Annotated in this window: 14 protein-coding genes and 1 pseudogene; 10 read left to right on the top strand and 5 right to left on the bottom strand. The window is 63.6% G+C overall.

Features of this window, described 5'->3' with window-relative positions; translation table 11 throughout:
• Window positions 1-4 precede the first annotated feature (4 nt).
• From BMX78_RS10860 to BMX78_RS10845, 4 genes are read left to right on the top strand one after another with little or no spacing between them, the layout of a single operon-like run.
• On the top strand, window positions 5-1,000 hold the full coding sequence (locus BMX78_RS10860; protein ID WP_091419336.1) for an ABC transporter permease: 996 nt from the start codon (window positions 5-7) through the stop codon (window positions 998-1,000).
• Window positions 997-2,151 (top strand): ABC transporter ATP-binding protein, encoded by a 1,155-nt coding sequence (locus BMX78_RS10855; RefSeq protein ID WP_091419335.1) that lies wholly within the window; start codon window positions 997-999, stop codon window positions 2,149-2,151. The genes BMX78_RS10860 and BMX78_RS10855 overlap by 4 nt, the downstream gene beginning before the upstream one ends.
• A complete protein-coding gene (locus tag BMX78_RS10850) occupies window positions 2,144-3,175 on the top strand; it encodes an ABC transporter ATP-binding protein (protein WP_091419333.1) in 1,032 nt (343 codons plus the stop codon). Before BMX78_RS10855 ends, BMX78_RS10850 begins: the two co-directional genes overlap by 8 nt.
• Before the next feature lie 24 nt (window positions 3,176-3,199).
• Window positions 3,200-3,922, top strand: coding sequence for a sulfite exporter TauE/SafE family protein (locus BMX78_RS10845; RefSeq protein WP_091419332.1), 723 nt, complete (start codon window positions 3,200-3,202; stop codon window positions 3,920-3,922).
• A gap of 17 nt (window positions 3,923-3,939) precedes the next feature.
• Here BMX78_RS10845 and BMX78_RS10840 read toward each other — a convergent pair whose 3' ends face one another.
• On the bottom strand, window positions 3,940-4,962 hold the full coding sequence (locus BMX78_RS10840; protein WP_286138906.1) for a 2-hydroxyacid dehydrogenase: 1,023 nt from the start codon (window positions 4,960-4,962) through the stop codon (window positions 3,940-3,942).
• A complete protein-coding gene (locus BMX78_RS10835) occupies window positions 4,959-6,266 on the bottom strand; it encodes a glucarate dehydratase family protein (protein WP_091419624.1) in 1,308 nt (435 codons plus the stop codon). Before BMX78_RS10835 ends, BMX78_RS10840 begins: the two co-directional genes overlap by 4 nt.
• A 125-nt stretch (window positions 6,267-6,391) precedes the next feature.
• Here BMX78_RS10835 and BMX78_RS10830 point away from each other — a divergent pair, with 125 nt between their 5' ends.
• Complete coding sequence (locus BMX78_RS10830) at window positions 6,392-7,318, top strand: LysR family transcriptional regulator (RefSeq protein ID WP_091419330.1); 927 nt, start codon at window positions 6,392-6,394, stop codon at window positions 7,316-7,318.
• A gap of 29 nt (window positions 7,319-7,347) precedes the next feature.
• Here the strand turns inward: BMX78_RS10830 and BMX78_RS10825 are convergent, their stop codons facing one another.
• The 3 genes and pseudogenes from BMX78_RS10825 to BMX78_RS23420 form a co-directional block, all read right to left on the bottom strand.
• A complete protein-coding gene (locus BMX78_RS10825; protein ID WP_091419329.1) occupies window positions 7,348-8,046 on the bottom strand; it encodes a FadR/GntR family transcriptional regulator in 699 nt (232 codons plus the stop codon).
• A 24-nt stretch (window positions 8,047-8,070) separates the two neighbouring features.
• Window positions 8,071-9,198 (bottom strand): L-talarate/galactarate dehydratase, encoded by a 1,128-nt coding sequence (locus tag BMX78_RS10820; RefSeq protein WP_091419327.1) that lies wholly within the window; start codon window positions 9,196-9,198, stop codon window positions 8,071-8,073.
• Window positions 9,199-9,874: 676 nt separating this feature from the next.
• Window positions 9,875-9,993: pseudogene (locus BMX78_RS23420) on the bottom strand (aldose 1-epimerase family protein); the annotation flags it as partial.
• Between the two features lie 359 nt (window positions 9,994-10,352).
• On the opposite strand from BMX78_RS23420, the gene BMX78_RS10815 reads away from it, so the two are divergent.
• The 5 genes from BMX78_RS10815 to BMX78_RS22740 form a co-directional block, all read left to right on the top strand.
• A complete protein-coding gene (locus BMX78_RS10815) occupies window positions 10,353-11,318 on the top strand; it encodes an ABC transporter substrate-binding protein (protein WP_211482570.1) in 966 nt (321 codons plus the stop codon).
• Between the two features lie 8 nt (window positions 11,319-11,326).
• Window positions 11,327-12,007 carry a cupin domain-containing protein gene (locus tag BMX78_RS10810; protein ID WP_211482569.1) on the top strand — a complete coding sequence of 227 codons (681 nt, stop codon included), beginning with the start codon at window positions 11,327-11,329 and terminating at the stop codon, window positions 12,005-12,007.
• A gap of 404 nt (window positions 12,008-12,411) precedes the next feature.
• Window positions 12,412-14,457 carry a hydantoinase/oxoprolinase family protein gene (locus BMX78_RS10805; protein WP_211482568.1) on the top strand — a complete coding sequence of 682 codons (2,046 nt, stop codon included), beginning with the start codon at window positions 12,412-12,414 and terminating at the stop codon, window positions 14,455-14,457.
• Window positions 14,454-16,415, top strand: a complete 1,962-nt coding sequence (locus BMX78_RS10800) for a hydantoinase B/oxoprolinase family protein (protein WP_091419322.1) — start codon at window positions 14,454-14,456, stop codon at window positions 16,413-16,415. The genes BMX78_RS10805 and BMX78_RS10800 overlap by 4 nt, the downstream gene beginning before the upstream one ends.
• A gap of 458 nt (window positions 16,416-16,873) precedes the next feature.
• A partial coding sequence (locus BMX78_RS22740; protein WP_139204914.1) for a transposase occupies window positions 16,874-17,151 on the top strand: 278 nt, incomplete at its 3' end.

Raw genomic sequence — 17,151 nt, 5'->3', positions numbered from 1 at the left:
ACCCATGACGACTTCAATGACTGACAGCGCCGCGGTGCCACAGCCGGACGCACAGCAACCTCCGACCAAAAACACGGCGGCCGGCAAGGGCGGGAATCCGGGCCTGTTCCGCCTCCTGCTCAAGGACCGTTTTGCTGCCGCGTCCGCGCTGGTCCTGGTGGCCGTGGGCCTGACGGCGCTGGTGGGCCCGGCCCTGATGGGTGACCTGGCCACCAAACAGAACCTGCTGTTTGCCAACAAGGCCCCCTTCACCATGGCGCACGGCTGGGAGTACTTCCTGGGCAGTGACTCGCTGGGCCGCAGCATGCTGGCGCGGCTGGTGGTGGCGAGCCGCACCACGCTGTCCGTGGCATTACCGGCTGTGGCGGTGGCCCTGGTGATCGGTTCGCTGTGGGGTGTCTGGGCCGGTTACCACCGGGGCTGGCGGGAAAACGTGTCCATGCGCATCGCCGATGTGATCATGAGCTTCCCCTCGCTGCTGCTCGCCGTGGTGGTGCTGTACGTGTTCAGCCCCTCCGCCGCGAACATCGTGCTGATCCTCGCCCTGACCCGCATCCCTATCTACCTGCGCACGGGACGCGCCGAGTCCGCCGAACTGCAGAGCCGCACCTTCGTGGATGCTGCCCGGACCTTCGGCGCAAAACCCAACGCCATCATCGTCCGGCATGTCATCCCGGTGGTGCTGCCCACCCTGCTGACCCTGGCCACCCTGGAGTTCTGCTACGTCATGCTGGCCGAATCCTCGCTCAGCTTCCTGGGGATTGGCATCCAGCCGCCGGACGTGAGCTGGGGCCTGATGGTCTCGCAAGGCAGGCAGTACCTGCAGACGGCATGGTGGCTGTCCATCTTCCCGGGCGTCGCCATCGTGGTGACCACCATCGCCGCCAACGTCCTGGCTGCCTGGCTGCGGATCGCAACAGATCCCGCGCAGCGCTGGCGCCTGGCACTTCCCCGTAAGCGGCTGATCGTCCGCATCCCAGCGAAGGAGGCACAACCGTGAGAACAGCCGCCGAACAAGCTCCCCCGAACAGCAGGCCGCGGGCAGGGACGCCCGCAACACAGTCGCAGGCCCACGATGTTGTCCTGCAGGTGAAGGACCTCGCGGTGGACATCCGCACACACCGCGGCACCATCCGCGCCGTGAACAGCGTGGCGTTTGAAGCACGGGCCGGGGAAACCCTGGCACTGCTCGGTGAATCAGGGTGCGGCAAGTCGATGACCGCCAAGGCCCTGGCCGGAATCATGGACCCGGTGTGCGACCTCGCCGACGGGCAGATAGTCCTCAACGGCACCGACCTTGCTGCGCTGAGCCCGAAGGAGAGGCTGAAGTTCGCCGGACCGGAACTGGGCATTGTGTTCCAGGACGCCCTCACCGCGTTGAACCCTGTATATACAGTCGGAACACAGCTCGGGGAGGCCTTCCGCATCCACCGGGGCCTGAACGCGAAGCAGGCCCGGCTTGAAGCGATCGACCTGATGAAGCGGGTGGGCATCCCTGAACCGGAGTCACGGGTCAACTCCTATCCGCACCAGTTCTCCGGCGGTATGCGCCAGCGGATCCTCATCGCCATGGCGGTGGCCCTCAACCCGCGCCTGCTGATCGCCGACGAGCCCACCACCGCACTGGACGTCACGGTCCAGGCCCAGATTATGCAGCTGCTGCGCACGCTCCGCGAGGAAGGCCAGATGGCCGTCATCCTCATCACCCACGATCTTGCGGTGGTGGCGGAGGAAGCGGACTCCGTGGCGGTGATGTATGCCGGCAACGTGGTGGAGAGCGGGCCCGTGGCCGAGGTCTTTGCCGACCCCCGGCATCCCTACACCAAGGGATTGCTGGAGTCCGTTCCCGTCCACCTGGAACGCGGGGCCCATCTCAAGTCCATCCCCGGCAGCCCGCCGGAGCTTCACGACATTCCCGCCGGCTGCGTGTACCAGTCGCGCTGCCCCCTGGTCCAGGACATCTGCCGGGCTGAACGCCCCGCGCTCCGCCCGGCAGGCCGGCGTCGTACGGCTGATCCGGCCGGAACCAACGTGCTGGAAGCGGACGACGGCGGAATGGGAACCACCCCGGCGGACCGCACCATCAGCGCGGAGGGACGGCCGGTCCGCACCGCAGCCTGCCACTTCAGCGAGGAGATCACCAATGGCTGAACCGCTTCTGAGCATTGACGGCCTGACCAAAACGTTCCACGTGGCCAAAAGCGCCAGCGGCAACACAAAACTCAAGGCCCTGGACGGGATCAGCCTGACGGTGGGCCGCGGTGAGACCCTGGGCCTGGTGGGCGAATCCGGTTGCGGCAAGTCCACCCTGGCCCGGACCCTGATGATGCTGGAGACACCGGATGAAGGGACCGTCAGCTTTGAGGGGACCAACCCGTTCGGGCTGCGCGGCAAGGAACTGCTGGGCTGGCGGCGCAGGGTGCAGATGGTCTTCCAAGACCCGTTCGCCTCGCTTAATGCCCGGATGAGCGCGGGGGACATCATCGCCGAGCCGTGGGCCACGCACCGCAGCCTCTATCCGACGTCGAAGGAACGGGACGAGCGGGTCCGTGAGCTGTTGGAGATGGTGGGACTGCGCGCGTCGGACGGCCGGAAGTCGCCGCAGGAGTTCTCTGGCGGCCAACGCCAGCGGATTGGCATCGCCCGCGCCTTGGCGCTGAACCCGGACGCCATCATCCTCGATGAGCCGGTGTCCGCACTGGATCTTTCAGTCCAGGCGCAGGTCCTGAACCTGCTCAACGAGCTGCAGCGCGAACTCGGGGTTTCCTACATCTTTATCTCCCACGACTTGACCGTGGTCCGGCATGTGGCGGACCGGGTGGCGGTGATGTACCTCGGCAGGATTATTGAAACGGGGGAGACGGAGGAGGTCTTCGACCATCCCCGCCACCCGTACACTGCTGCGCTGATGTCCGCATCCCCGAAGCTGGACGTCACCGGTGCCAAGCGTGACCGGATTGTCCTGAAGGGCGAGCTGCCCTCGCCGCTGGATCCGCCGTCGGGCTGCCGCTTCCGCACCCGGTGCTGGAAGGCGCAGGACATTTGTGCCCAAGTGGCCCCGGAACCTCAGGTCCTGACCGCGCCGGATGGCAGGCGGCACAGCGCTGAATGCCACTTCCCGCTCGATTCCCTCAAAGGCCTGGCGGGCGCGGCCGTCACCGCCAGTGCCCCGTGACAGGCGACAGGTGACGGGCGCCTTGTGACTGGTCCCGAATATGCCGTGATCGCGGGAGTGGTCTTCCTGGCGGCCTGCCTCCAGGCCTCCAGCGGTTTTGGCATGGGCATGCTGGCAGCGCCGGTGATCGCGATCATCGACCCGGCGCTGCTGCCGGCCACCCTGATCCTCCTGGCGCTGCTGGTGACGGTGATGGTGACCGTGACGGAGCGGCAAAGCCTGGACCTGCGCGGGACCGGCTGGGCCTTGGCCGGCAGGATCCCCGGCAGCTTCCTTGGGGCGTGGCTGGTGGCAGCGTCATCCCGGGAGGGTCTGGCCTGGGTAGTGGTGATTGTGGTGCTGATGGGCCTGGTCCTGGCCGTGAGGGGATGGGCTCCCCGGCCCCGCCGCAGAACCTTGGTGGCGGCCGGGGCAGCTTCGGGCATCATGGGCACGGCCACTTCCATCGGCGGCCCGCCCATGGCGCTCGTCTGGCAAGGGCACGAGGGGCCACGCCTGCGCGGCACCATGAGTGCCTTCTTTATGGTGGGCTCGGCCATTTCGATGACGATGCTGTGGCTGGCCGGTGCGGTCACGCCGGACATGCTGGCCCTGGCGCTGTGGATGGTCCCGGCGGTTGTCGCAGGTTATGTGGCGTCACGGTACGTGAACCGCTTCCTCACTCCGGGCAGGCTCAAAGGGCTGGCGTTTGGTGCCTCGGCGCTGGGAAGTGTGCTGCTGGTGCTTCAGCTGGTTTTGTCCGGGTAGCCAGCCGGTCCCGAAGGTCAGCCCACCGCAACAGGCGCACGCACCACGTTCCGGAGTTCTTCACCGCGGGCCAGCCGCCGGATGTTGGCCGCGATGTCCTGGGCGCGGCGTTCAAAGGTGATCCGGGCGTGGCCGGAATGGTGGGGCGTGAGCACGGTGTTCGCCAACGAGGCGAAGGGCAGTTCGGCGGGCGGGATGATGCCGTCCGCGGGGGCACCCCACCAAACGTCAATCCCCGCGCCCGCGATCCGCTGTCCCTTTAAGGCCTCGAACAGCGCAGCCTGGTCCACCACGGGGCCACGTGCCACGTTTATCAGCAGCGCGGTCGGCTTCATGGCAGCGAACTCGGTTGCCCCGATCATGCCCCTGGTGTCTTCATCCAGCGGGACCGTCACCACCACAACGTCGGAGCTGGCCAGAAGCTGGTGCAAATCCGGGTTCGCGCCCACCCAGGCCAGCTGCACTCCTTCGGGGAGGGGGGCGGACGGGTTTCGCCGGACAGCACGCACTTCCATCCCCATCGCTGTGGCCACCCGCGCCACTTCCGCGCCGATGGAACCGAGTCCCACCAGGCCAAGCGTCAGGTCCGCGAGGATGGGATGGAACGGCACGTCCCCGGCCGTGGCAATGGTGTGCCATTGGCCGCTGCGCACGTCCCGGTCCGCCCTCACCACGTTGCGCGAGAGCATCAGCGTGACCATCAGGACGTGCTCGGCGATGGGCCGGGCGTGGTGGAAGGTGTTGGCAACCGCGGCCTGCGGTGCCAGGTGGTCCAGGGCGATTTTGTCGTACCCGGCGCCGGTGACGTGGACCAGGCGGAGCTTCGCGGCAGCCTCGGCTTCCGCTGGTGCCAGGGAAGAACAGACCACGACGTCGGCCCGCTCCAGTGCGTCACGCTTCCGTTCCGGGCTCCAGGCCGCCGCCATGTCCCAGCGGTGAGCGCCGCCGTCGTGCGTTAATACGTCTTGTAACCTGCTGATGATGGGATCGGTGACCACAATCCGCAATGGCTCCATGGCGCCCGCAGGAGCAGTGCTCACCAGCGCGGGCTCTGGAGCTGGTAGGAGGAGTTGATCCGCTGCATGTAGCCGGTGTCGTCCCGGCTGCGGATGCCGCAGTCCAGGTACTGGCGGTGCAGGCGTTCCAGGGCATCGCGGTCCACCTCAATACCGAGCCCCGGCCCGTTGGGGACCTCGACTGCACCGTCCATGAATTTCAGGGCCCCGTGCTTGATGACGTCCTCGGCCGGGTCTTTCCAGGGCCAGTGCGTATCGCAGGCGTAATCGAGGGTGGGGGTGGCTGCCGCGAGATGGACCATCGCGGCCAGGCTGATGCCCAGGTGCGAGTTTGAGTGCATGGACAGGCCCAGGCCGAATGTTTCGGTGATGCCGGCGAGGAACTGGCTGCGGCGCAGGCCGCCCCAGAAGTGGTGGTCGGACAGGATGACGTCCACGGCTCCGGCAGCCACAGCGGGTGCAACATCCGCGAAGCTGACCACACACATGTTGGTAGCCAAAGGTATGGCCACCTCGCGTCGCACTGCCGCCATGCCGTCGATGCCCGGCGTCGGATCTTCCAGGTACTCCAGCACTCCGTCCAGTTCCTTGCCCACACGGATGGAGGTCTCGACTGTCCAGGCCGCGTTGGGATCGATGCGCAGGGGCAGGTCCGGGAATTCCCCGCGGAGGGCCTGGATGGCGGCGATCTCCTCCTCGGGCGGGAAGACGCCGGCCTTGAGCTTGAGCGCGCCGAAGCCGTAGCGGTCCACCATAGTCCGTGCCTGCCGGACGATGCCGGCGGGGTCCAGGGCCTCGCCCCAGGGGTCGCCGGCCTGGCCGGGGTGGGCTGCCCATTTGTAGAAGAGGTAGCCGCTGAACTGGATGGCCTCGCGGACCGCGCCGCCGAGCAGGTCACTGATGGGCCTGCCCAGCAGCTTGCCCTGAATGTCCAAGGCAGCGACGTCGAACGCGGACAGGACACGGTCTCCCGTGCTGGAGCCGGTCACCATGCCGCTCATGCCGTGGCCGCCCTGGATGGTGTCCTGGCGGAGGGCGTGATTAATGGCAAGGCGCATGCTGTTGATGTTGAAGATGTCCGTGCCGGGCAGGGAATTGGCGGCGAGCTTGAGGCGGGCGATGTGCCCGGTGTCGCCGTAGGTTTCGCCAAAGCCCGAGACGCCGGCGTCCGTGTGAACCTCCACGATGGCGCGAAGGGCGAACGGTTCGTGGACGCCCACGGTGTTGAGCAGGGGCGGGTCCTTGAAGGCCACAGGCGTGATGGTGACGCCGGTGATCCTGGCCTGGTTGAGGTGGGCTTGCAGCTGTGCTGGGGGCGCGTGGTTCATCAAGGTCCTCATTGACTCGGGTGCCGGATTGACTTGCATATGTGCTCCTGGTCACTGACGATATGGGAAGCAATCAATACACGTCCAAGCCAACTTCTGCACTCAACCATCCAGAAAAGGTATGAATGTTCTCGTTACCCCAGTTAGAGGCGTTTGTGGCTGTGGCCGAAGAGCTCCACTTCGGGGCTGCTGCCGAGCGGCTGAACATGACGCAGCCGCCGCTGAGCCGGCAGATCCAAATGCTTGAAAAGAAGCTGGGGACACTGCTGTTCAGCAGGACCAGCAGGAAGGTGGAACTGACGGCGGCCGGGGCCATGCTGTTGCCGCGGGCGCGGCAGATCCTGGACATGTGCATCAAAACGGACATGGATGTCCGGCGGGTCTCCTCGGGCCAGGCCGGCACCATTACGGTGGGCTACACGGCCATCGCGGGGCAGAGTGCTCTGCCCATGATGCTACGGCGTGCGGCTGAGGGGATGCCAGGGGTGTCCTTTGTGCTGCGGGAGCTGGTTTCCACGGACCAGATGGACGGGCTGGTGAAGGGAAACGTTGACATCGGATTACTGCGGCCCATCGTGGCGCGGCCGGGTGTGGTGTCCAGGCCGCTCATGCAGGACCGGCTGGTGGTGGCGCTGCCGGAGGGCAGTCTGCTCCTGGGCAGCGCTGCGCCGCCCGTGGGGGAGCCGTTGCCGTTGGGATCACTGGACCGGCGGCCCCTGCTGATGTATTCCACCAAGGAGGCGCGCTACTTCCACGATCTGGTGCTCCGGCTGTTCGCCAGCGCGGGTGCCCATGCCAACATCACCCAGTACGCCAGCCAGGTCCCCGCGCTCCTGGCCTTTGTGCAGGCCGGGCTGGGGGTGACGCTGGTGCCGGCGTCGGCCATGGCTTTTGCGCCACCGGGGGTGGAGTTCCGCGAGATCGACGGCCGGCACGGGATGCAGGAGCTGAACCGGGTGGATCTGGAACTGGCGTGGAACGAGGAGACGGACAACCCGGCAGTCCTGAGGCTCCTGGACCTGATCGAACCGCTGGCGGAGGCGGCGGGCTGACCGGTTCCGCCTTGCCGGGGCGCGCGAGGCTACGGGCGCGCGGAAGCCTTGAACCGTCGTCGTGAGTTGGCGAGGTGGCTGCGCATGGCAGCGGCCGCGGCAGCCTCGTCGCCGTCGGCGATGGCATCCGAGATGGAGCGGTGCTCCTGGACCACCTGGTCGAAGTGGTCGCGGGCGTAATGCTCGACGCCGGTCATCAAGCGGGTGCGCGGCATCGCGATCATCGTCTGGCCCAGGGCAGCGAGGCAGTCGGAGTAATAGGGGTTTCCGGAGGCGGCCGCCACGGCGCGGTGGAACTCGAAATCGGACTTCATGGCGTGGGCCGGGTGGCCGGCACTGGCTGTGAACTCCTCAAGTGCAGTGGTCACGGCGCGGAGTTGCCGCTCGGTGTGGTTGCGGGCGGCAAGTGCGGCGGCCTCGGTTTCCACGCCCATGCGGAACTCGAGCAGGTGGAGGCGGTCCTCCATGGTGGCCACCGGACGGGACCCGGGTGCTGCCTGGGGCCCGTCCGACGGCGGGGTGAGGGCGAAGCTGCCGCGCCCCCGTTCGGTTTCCACAAGTCCCTCGGCCTGGAGCCGGGTCAGCGCCGCGCGGACCACGGTGCGGCTGACGCCGAAGTCGCTGATGAGGGTGTTCTCGCTGGGCAGTTTCTCGCCTGGCTGGATGACGCCGTCGACGATGCGGGTGCGAAGGTCAGCGGCGAGGTCCGCGGTGAGGTTCCGGCTCATGGCTTCAAGATTACGGCCTCGGGGTTAGGCGCCGAACTCCACGGACTCGGTGGTCCAGGCGCGTGCCTGGCCGCTGAGGGTGACGCCAAGGCCGGGGCGGTCCGGCACGATCATCCGGCCGTTCTTGGTTTCGAGGCGCTCGTTGAACAGCGGGTCCAGCCAGTCGAAGTGCTCCACCCAGGGCTCACGCGGGTACGCGGCGGCGAGGTGGAGGTGGATTTCCATGGCGAAGTGCGGGGCGAGGCCCAGGCCGCGCTCGTCGGCAAGGGCGGCGAGGCGGAGGAACTGGGTGATGCCGCCCACACGGGGTGCGTCGGGCTGGATGATGTCGCAGCCGTTGGCGTTGATGAGGCCCTTGTGTTCGGCCACCGAAGCGAGCATTTCACCCGTGGCGATGGGGGTGTCCAGGACGTTGGCCAGGTGGGCGTGGCCTTCGAAGTCGTAGGCGTCCAGGGGTTCTTCGATCCAGATGAGGTTGAATTCCTCGAGCTGGCGGCCCATGCGCAGGGCGGTGGCGCGGTCCCACTGCTGGTTGGCGTCCACCATGAGCGGGACGTCCCAGCCGATGTGTTCGCGGATGCCGGCCACGCGGCGCAGGTCTTCCTTGCTGTCCGGGAGGCCCACCTTGATCTTGATGCCCCCGATGCCTTCTTCGAGGGACTGCGTGGCGCGGGCCTTCACCTCTTCGAGGCTTGCATTGAGGAAGCCGCCGGAGGTGTTGTACGTCTGGACGGAGTCGCGGTGGGAGCCGAGGAATTTGGCCAGGGACAGGCCCGCGCGCTTGGCTTTGAGGTCGTAGAGGGCGATGTCGATGGCGGCGAGGGCCTGGGTAGCGACGCCGGAGCGGCCCACCGAGGCACCGGCCCAGAGCAGCTTGGTGTAGATCTTGGCGATGTCGTTGGGGTCCTCGCCGATGATGCCCTCCGCCACTTCCTTGGCGTGGGCGTACTGGGCGGGGCCGCCGGCGCGCTTTGAGTAGCTGAAGCCGACGCCGGTGTGCCCCAGTTCGGTGGTGATCTCGGCGAAGAGGAAAACCACCTCAGTCATGGGCTTCTGCCGGCCTGTGAAGACTTTGGCATCGCTGATGGGGACAGCGAGGGGGAGGCGGGCGGTGGACAGTTTGACGTGCCGGATCAGATCGACGCTGCTCATGGATTCTCCTAAAGGCGGGGCTGGGCTCCTTCGCCCACAGTCTTAGGATATAAGTTGCTTACTTGTATTACAAGTGGTTGTTTTGTTGGAGCTTGGTGGAGCGGCTCACCTCAACCTTTGGCTGGGCGGTGGTGGCTGATGGACGGCTTCCCGGCTGATTCCCGTCTAGCAGAGTTGCCTGGCCAGCGCAGATGCCCACAATGACGTTCCTTACTAAGGGCACTCCCAAATCCAGGTGGGCGCGCTGACCAATCGATTTATCGGCCGCTCAAGCCTCCTGCACCGTGCGATGTCAGGATGAGTTCTATAACCTCTTGAGCGCTCTGTCTGGAAACTCGCCAATGGGCAATATTCTGATATTGGCTGGGCTGCTCGCCTGACGTCAGGTTGAGGTGTAGGCCATGAGCACGTCCCTCTAGTCCATTCTGCTGATGTTGTGTTCTTCGATATCGAACAGTTTCCGTTCACCTAGTTCCACGAACATCCATAGCTTGCCTTGTTCAGGAACGGTGATGTCGACGGTGCCGTGCCATAGCCGGCCTGTAGTTTGTCTTCTGCTTCGGCTTTGTCTGCTGGGTATGGCCACAAACCGCCAGTAGTGGCGTTTGATCCGCTGGTTCCCGCCCAGTCTGATGCTGGACCCTTGGTTCTTCGGAAATTCATGATGCCATCGGCGCTAAAGGGCGTAGATTTTCCACGCTGCCGTATGACTGTCTCCGGGCTGCAGCCGGATGAGTCCGTGCCGCTGTTGTAGGCGTCTGGCGGGCATGTCATCGGCTCCATTGCCAGACCTAACACCGAACCGATAGGAGGGCCATCAGGCGAGGATCGCTCGCGGCTGCCTCTTGCACAAGTTCCACCCGCCCCGGACGATCTGCCCGACATCGTCGTTATCTTTTTTCCAGAAAGAAATTGAGTTTCCTTGCAATCGTATCCAGCCGTCCTATACGTTGATTTTGCCTACTGGGGGAGGCCGGATTCCCGAAGACGTGGATTCGAGTCCATTGTGGATGGAGGCAATAGCTGTGAAAAAGACCAGGGCCGTAATGGCGCATGGATGCCTGCTTGTCGCGGGAGGGCTACTCGCGCTGACAGGATGCGCATCAGCAGGAGCCGGTTCTTCAACGAGCAATTCGGGCGCGAACCCGGCTGACGTGTCGAACAAGATCATGGACCAGGCGGAATGGTCGAAGGTAGTGGACGCCGCCAACAAGGAGGGCGAGCTGACCATCTACGGGCTGCTCAGCCCGAGCATGTCCGATCCGCTCCCGGCGGCATTCCAGAAGGATTACCCGAATATCAAGTTGACCTATGTTCGCTCGACCCCGGCAGATATCACAGCGCGAGTCGACGCCGAGCTCGCCGCTGGGAACGTGGGTGCGGACGTTGTCGACATCCTGGATCATCCGACTTTCGATGCATACGCGAATAAGGGGGCTTTGCTGCCGCTCACCGTTCCGGCGCTGGGTGATCCAAAGGTCGATCGAGCGAAGAATCAGCGCACCCCGTACGTCGTAACGATGGGCAGCGCCGTCTATGCGTGGGCGTGGAACACGAAGTTGATGCCGCAGGGCATCAACTCCTGGCAGGACCTCTTGAACGTGGACCCGTCGCATCTGGGGGTGACAGACCCCTCGATCGGTCCGACCGTGGCCTCGGTACTCCAAACGACGGAAAAGCCCCAGACCGGTGGTTCGGCGTTCCTTGACAAGCTGACCTCAAAGGGCGCGCCGCGCAGCTATCCTGGCTCAAACCCACAAATCGCGGCGATGGCCGCAGGGGAGATCTCCGCGACGATGCCCGTGCCCGCGGGGAACGTGGCGTCGGTCAAGGCGACCGGTGCGCCGGTCGACTACAAGGTCTACCCGAACGCCGGGAGCATTCGCAACGAGGTGGTGGTGTTGAAGGCGGGCAAGCACCCGAATGCAGCGCAGGTGTACGTGAACTGGCTCCTGGGCGAGGCCGGTCAGACGATTATTGCCAAAGGCATGTACGCCGTTCGCGAGGGTGTGTCCGGGCTGATTCAAACCAATGGAGTCACGCTGGAAGAGATCCCGCAGATCACGACCGACGAGGCCAAAGCATTCCAGCAGCGATGGAAGAAGCTACTCGGGCAGTAAGGCCCATCGTGAGTCTGATCAACGGGGATGAAGACACTGATGAGAAGCAGAGTAAATCTCATGGAATAAATAGCTCTGTTTCAAGGCCCCACCGCACGAAGTACGAACGAAAGAGAATTCTTCTGGAAAACGCTGACGTAATTCGAAAAGTCAAGGCAGTGGTGACCGAGGTAGACGATGCGGGTATCTCCCGCTTTCGGTCGACCGACCTCATAGAGCCCGCATTCGTACGAACTCCCGTAGGGGATGGGAGCAAGGAACGGACGGGAATCTCGTGGCAGGTCTGGGGTACATCGGACGGTGTCCCGGTCTTCCAGGACCCAGCAGAACCAGTGGCGGGCACTAATTTTCCGGGTCCAGGGGGAACGCGTTTCTCGGTCTTTTCCATTCCTCCTGATTCGTCGGTTACTGATGTAGTCGACCGCCCGGACGAGTCCTCTGGCGACGCTTTAGGGGTTGCGGCTACGCACGAGACAGCGGGTGATGCGGCATTCCATACGTCGAACACCATCGACTACATCTTCGTCGTTGACGGCGAGATTGAGCTCGAGCTCGACGGCGGAAGGCGCGAGTTGCTGACCCGCGGCGACTGTCTGGTCCAACGCGGAACCCGCCACGCCTGGCGGAATGTCTCCACTGCGCCGGCGGTGATGGCGTGTGTCATTGTCGGCGTGGAGGGTGGTCGGTAATTGACAATCACTCCTTGTAGTCGCGCGCGTTGCGTCTCCACGTACGACTCACTCCCCGGGCCTTCAACCCAGTCGTGAAGGAATCCACCGATTGGCGTCGGAAGTCCGCCGAATTCGCGTGACAAGAGCATTTACCAAGCTTCAAAGAAGCACTGAATAGAGAGGAGCCGTGCAATGGTGCATTATCCGAGGCCGTCGAGTTTGACTGTGGAGCAAGCTCGTGAACCTGTCGCGGCGGTTTGTTCACACTGTCAAAGCACAGATATCCGTCGCTATCCGGTGACTTCGGAGGGCGGCTGGTTCCTCACAACCCGATGCCAGGAGTGCTTGGCCGAGGTCGATCGTGAGAGGTGGACCATGTTTGGGCCACTTGAATTTTTCGCTGACCGAGTGGAGGCGCTTCGATGATGTTCTCAGTGGACGTCGGCGGGACGTTTACAGATGTGGTTGCTGTTTCGGGGTCGGATATTCGGACCGTGAAAGTGTCGACCGATTACTCGGCTATCTACGACGCGGTAGTGGGCGGCGCAAAAGAGCTCGGGCTGGAGAATGGCACGATATTCAATCACGCGAGTACGCATGGTCTGAATGCTGTTATCACCCGGAAGCTACCGAAGATCGGCGTGCTGGCAACCGTAGGGCACCGCGACACACTCGACCACGGCTCGGTCTTCCGCCCCATGAAGGCGCTGCTGGACCCGAACTGGCGTCGTGAGTTCGGAGATGCGCGCCGTCCTCTGGTTGAGCGTTACCTGCGCCGGACCATTCACGAGCGGATCAAAGCAGACGGCTCGGTGCTGTTCGAACTGGACGAAGATCAGGCGCGTGCCGAGATCAATGTGCTCGCCAAATGCAATGTTGAAGGCGTGGCTATCACCCTGATGAACTCCTACGTGAATGACACGCATGAGCTACGGCTCCGTGAGCTCGTGCGTGAAATTCTGGGTGACATTCCTGTGTCCATCTCGAGCGAGGTCTCGCCTATCGCGCACGAATACGCGCGGGCTTCGACGACGACGATCGATGCTTGTATGAAGATTCTTTTTTCGGACTACATCGAAAACCTAGAGAGTGGCCTGAGTAACGCGGGATTTAACGGCGCGCTCAATTTCGCCGATTGCGCGGCGACACTTGTTCCAGCGGACAGAGCTCTGATCCAACCGTTCCGGATCGTATTCGCTGGTCCGGCTGCAGGGACAGTCGCGAGTGCCGATTTTGGCCGAATGATCGGTGAGCAGGATCTGCTGTGTTCCGATGTCGGCGGTACGTCATGCGACATTTCGCTGGTGACAAACGGCGCCCCGTATTTGAGCACGACGTTTGAGTTGGAGCATGACCTCGTCGTCAGTGCCTTGGCCAACGATGTCACCTCCGTCGGCGCCGGCGGCGGCAGCATCGTTCAGATTGGATCGTCGGGCGAGCTGCAGGTTGGGCCGGACAGCGCTGGTTCAACGCCTGGCCCCGCGTGCTATGGCAAGGGCGGAACTCAGCCGACGACGACGGACACATGCCTATTGGCCGGCATCATCGAACCCGCTTGGTTTGCCGACGGCAGGATTGCTCTCGATATCGACAAGTCGCGGGAAGCGTTCGAGGCACTGGACACTGACTTCACGTATCAGGAGCGAGTTCGCTACGCGTACGAACTCGGTCTCCATAACCTCGCGGAGGCGATGACGAACGTTGCCATCAAGAACGGCATCGACCCACGCGAGTACTCTCTTATGGCGTACGGCGCGGCTGGTCCGATGTTGCTTCCGGCAACCCTGGACCTCGTGCACGCCAAGTCCGTGATCGTGCCCCCGCACCCCGGATTGTTCTCCGCGCTCGGGCTCCTGGCAGCAGAGCAGGTCTACACGAGCAACCGTGGCGCTTACACGTTCCTCGTGCCTGAGAACGCCGCGAAGATCGATGCCATCTACGCCGACATGGAGCAGGCTCTTCTGGAATCCCTCGACACCGATCGCGAGGTCACCATCGTCCGGTCGCTCGATGCGCGACTAGCGGGCCAAGAGTTCGACATGCCGTTCATCGAGGTTCCGGACGGGTTGGTCGATGCAGATGCCATAGCAGCGATTATTCGAAACTTTCACGATACCTATTTCGCGCGGACCGGCAGCAGGTTCGAAGCCTTCCCTGTTGAAGGTGTGACGTATCGGATCCAGGCAACCGTGGCATCCGAGAAGGTCGAGTACCCCCAGCTTCCGGCTCGTGGTGCCCAGCCGTTGAGCCCCGTGCGGAATACCACAATCCAGCTCATTACGGACACGCCTGTTCAGGTGCCTGTGTACAACCGGCTCGATCTGTGCGCTGGGGACCGTATTGAGGGTCCGGCGATCGTGTCCGAAAAGCTATCCACTACCCACATCACGGCTGGTCAGCGCGTCGATGTCGGGCTCCACGGTGAGCTCGTCATCACGTCCGCGGCGTCGAGAGGAGAACAGAAGTGACCATCACCAATGAGCAGCCGTCTGGCACCGTGCACGAGACATCCCTCCGCGCTCTGACCAACGAGGAATTCGTGGCGAGGTACGGAGCTGACAGGTTCACTACCTCCCTTCTGAACACAAAATCTACGTATGCCGTGCAAAATATGGCGACGGCTTTCCGACGGCAGGCCTTCTCCCCGATAGTTTCGCTCGTATACGACTTCTCCTGTGTAATTGTTGGGCCTCGCGAAGTCGACTATGCGATGGGTGCCATTAGTGACGGGTTGCCTACCTTCATCGGTGCAATGACGGAGGCTGTACGCAACACCGTCGAAGAATATGGATACGACGACCTGCGTGAAGGTGACGTCCTCGTCGGCAATGACCCGTACAGGATCGGCGGCCACGTCAATGACCTGTGCTTCATCAAGCCGATCTTCGTTGACGACACGATTGTTTCGTTCGTCGCGATGAAGGTGCACCAGCTCGATTTCGGCGGTGTCACGCCCGGGGGCTTCAGCGCTTCAAAGCGAAGCACTTACGAAGATGGGCTTGTCTTGCCTCCGATGCTGATGTGGTCGCAAGGTAAGGCGGTTCGGCAGACGTTCTCGCTGCTGTTCGACAATACCAGGTGGGCAGAATTAATCCTTCCCGACTTGTTTGCGACACAAACGCAGTTAGGGTTCGGAGAGAGGATGATCCTGGAAATCATCGACCGTTATGGTCTCGAACCGTACCTGGGATCCATTCGATATGCGACTGATGCTTCCGCGGAGAGGATGGCCGAAGCCATCACCGAACTTCCCGACGGCGACTACACGGGATCGTCTGTCGTCGACGCCGACGGCGTCGATGACACGGAAACGTATGCGATCAAGGTAGCGCTGCGCGTGCGGGGTTCAAAGATTGAGGCGGACCTGTCAGGAACCTCTCGGCAGGCACGCACGGGCATTAACTGCACGTTTATCGACGCTAAGAATGCGATCGGGTGTGGACTGAGCATGCTCCTCTCCCCGGGCATCGCATTCACCTCGGGCAATTGGCGCAACATCGACGTGGTTTGCCCTCCTGGTTCGATCGTTTCTGCCATGCCGCCCGACGGGGCAGTAACAATGTACTTCTATGCAACCGCCTCGCTTCTAAGTGCCGTAAGCAACGCGCTAGCGGATGCGCTCGGGCATCGGGCGGTGGGCGGAGATCTCGGCCGGAATGTACATAACACCGTCGGCGTGCGGCCCGATGGAAGCCAGTGGTCGACCGTCGGGGCATTCGGAGGAGAACAGGGCCCCTGGGGGGCGTCGGAGGTAGGCGACGGGGAGAACTACATCATCTCGATACTCGCCAACATTTCGTCCCTGGGGTTCGAGCCCATCGAGGCGAGTGTGCCGGTCGTGGCGCTGTCTAACGAAGCTGTCATCGATTCCGGCGGTCCTGGATATCACCGCGGAGGCAGCGCGATGTCGCGCGACTCGCTGTGGCTCACGGACAGCACGCATTTTCCGTGTCCGGTGACGTTGAAGGGGTCAGGCGGTTTCGGTGTTAACGGCGGAAAGGCCGGAATAACCGGAGCAGCCTGGACCTTCGCGCCGACAGTCGCCTCTATCGCCGAGCGACAGCAACTGCTCTCGCACAGCGCCGAAACTCTAACGTCCTCCGATCCGATCGCCGGGGTCCTCCACCCGGACACCAAACTGCAGGATGGGAATGACGGCAAGTACTTCTACTTCGGTAGCCGACCGATGTGGGACCTGCCAGCCGGATCTGTGCTCCGCAGCATGACAAACGGGGGCGGCGGATGGGGCGACCCCTTCACTCGTGAAGAACAACGGGTTCTCGCCGACGTGCGCAACGGGTATGTGAGCATCGTCGGGGCGGCGCGTGACTACGGCGTCGTCGTGGTCGGAGATCCCGCTACCGACCCTGAAGGTCTCACGGTTGATGTCGATGCGACAGTAAGGCTCAGAGAACAACGCTGTTGAGCGCCAGGGATGGACTGGCGGGTAATCGGCTCGGGTAAGCGGACCATGCCTTCGGCCATGTTTCGCCTTGGATGTGCACCGCGAGCAGCATCGAGAGCACAACGTGCACCGCCCCGGTTGTTGTATCTAAGACGCGGTCCTTGCCGCAGCGCGGGCATGGCGCCTTCGCCGCCTGCTCGCGGATGCGACGCATGCACTCACAGCAGTACTCCCGGCCGATGAACCCGACCGGTGCTCCCCATCCGGCGCAGTCTCATTGTCTCTTGCCCATCAGCAATCAACCGGGCCTATAGCGGCGGCATCGACCGGCCGCGGCCACCAACGGCCTTCGCCGGTTCGACCGCGACCGGAGTTGGGGCTGTGGGCTGCTCCACCGGTGTCTTGTCCACCTCGAACAGGTCGTTGGGAGTGCAGTCCAATCCTGGTCAGCGCTCCTGCAGCAAATCCCGGCACCGGACGTGGCCATTTTGGACGGGCACAAAGGCCTCGAGAGCGCCCTGCGGGAACACTGGCCCGAAACGAAGGTCCAGCGGTGCCTGTTTCATATCCGCCAGAAGATCCGCACGCATCTGACGCTGCGCCCGAAACTGGAAGCGGGCAAGGAACTGCTGGCCCTGGCCAAGGCCCTGACGCACGTGGCCGACCTTGATGAGGCAGCATCGTGGATGGGCGAGTTCGCGTCCTGGGAAGCCCGCTGGGAGTCATTTCTCAAGCACCGCACCTACGCAAAGAAGAA

Origin of the sequence: Arthrobacter sp. OV608, assembly GCA_900110595.1 — a bacterium.
Classification (GTDB): Bacteria; Actinomycetota; Actinomycetes; order Actinomycetales; family Micrococcaceae; genus Arthrobacter.
Note: the sequence above shows the minus strand (reverse complement) of the source record. Positions and strands in the feature narration are given on the sequence as shown.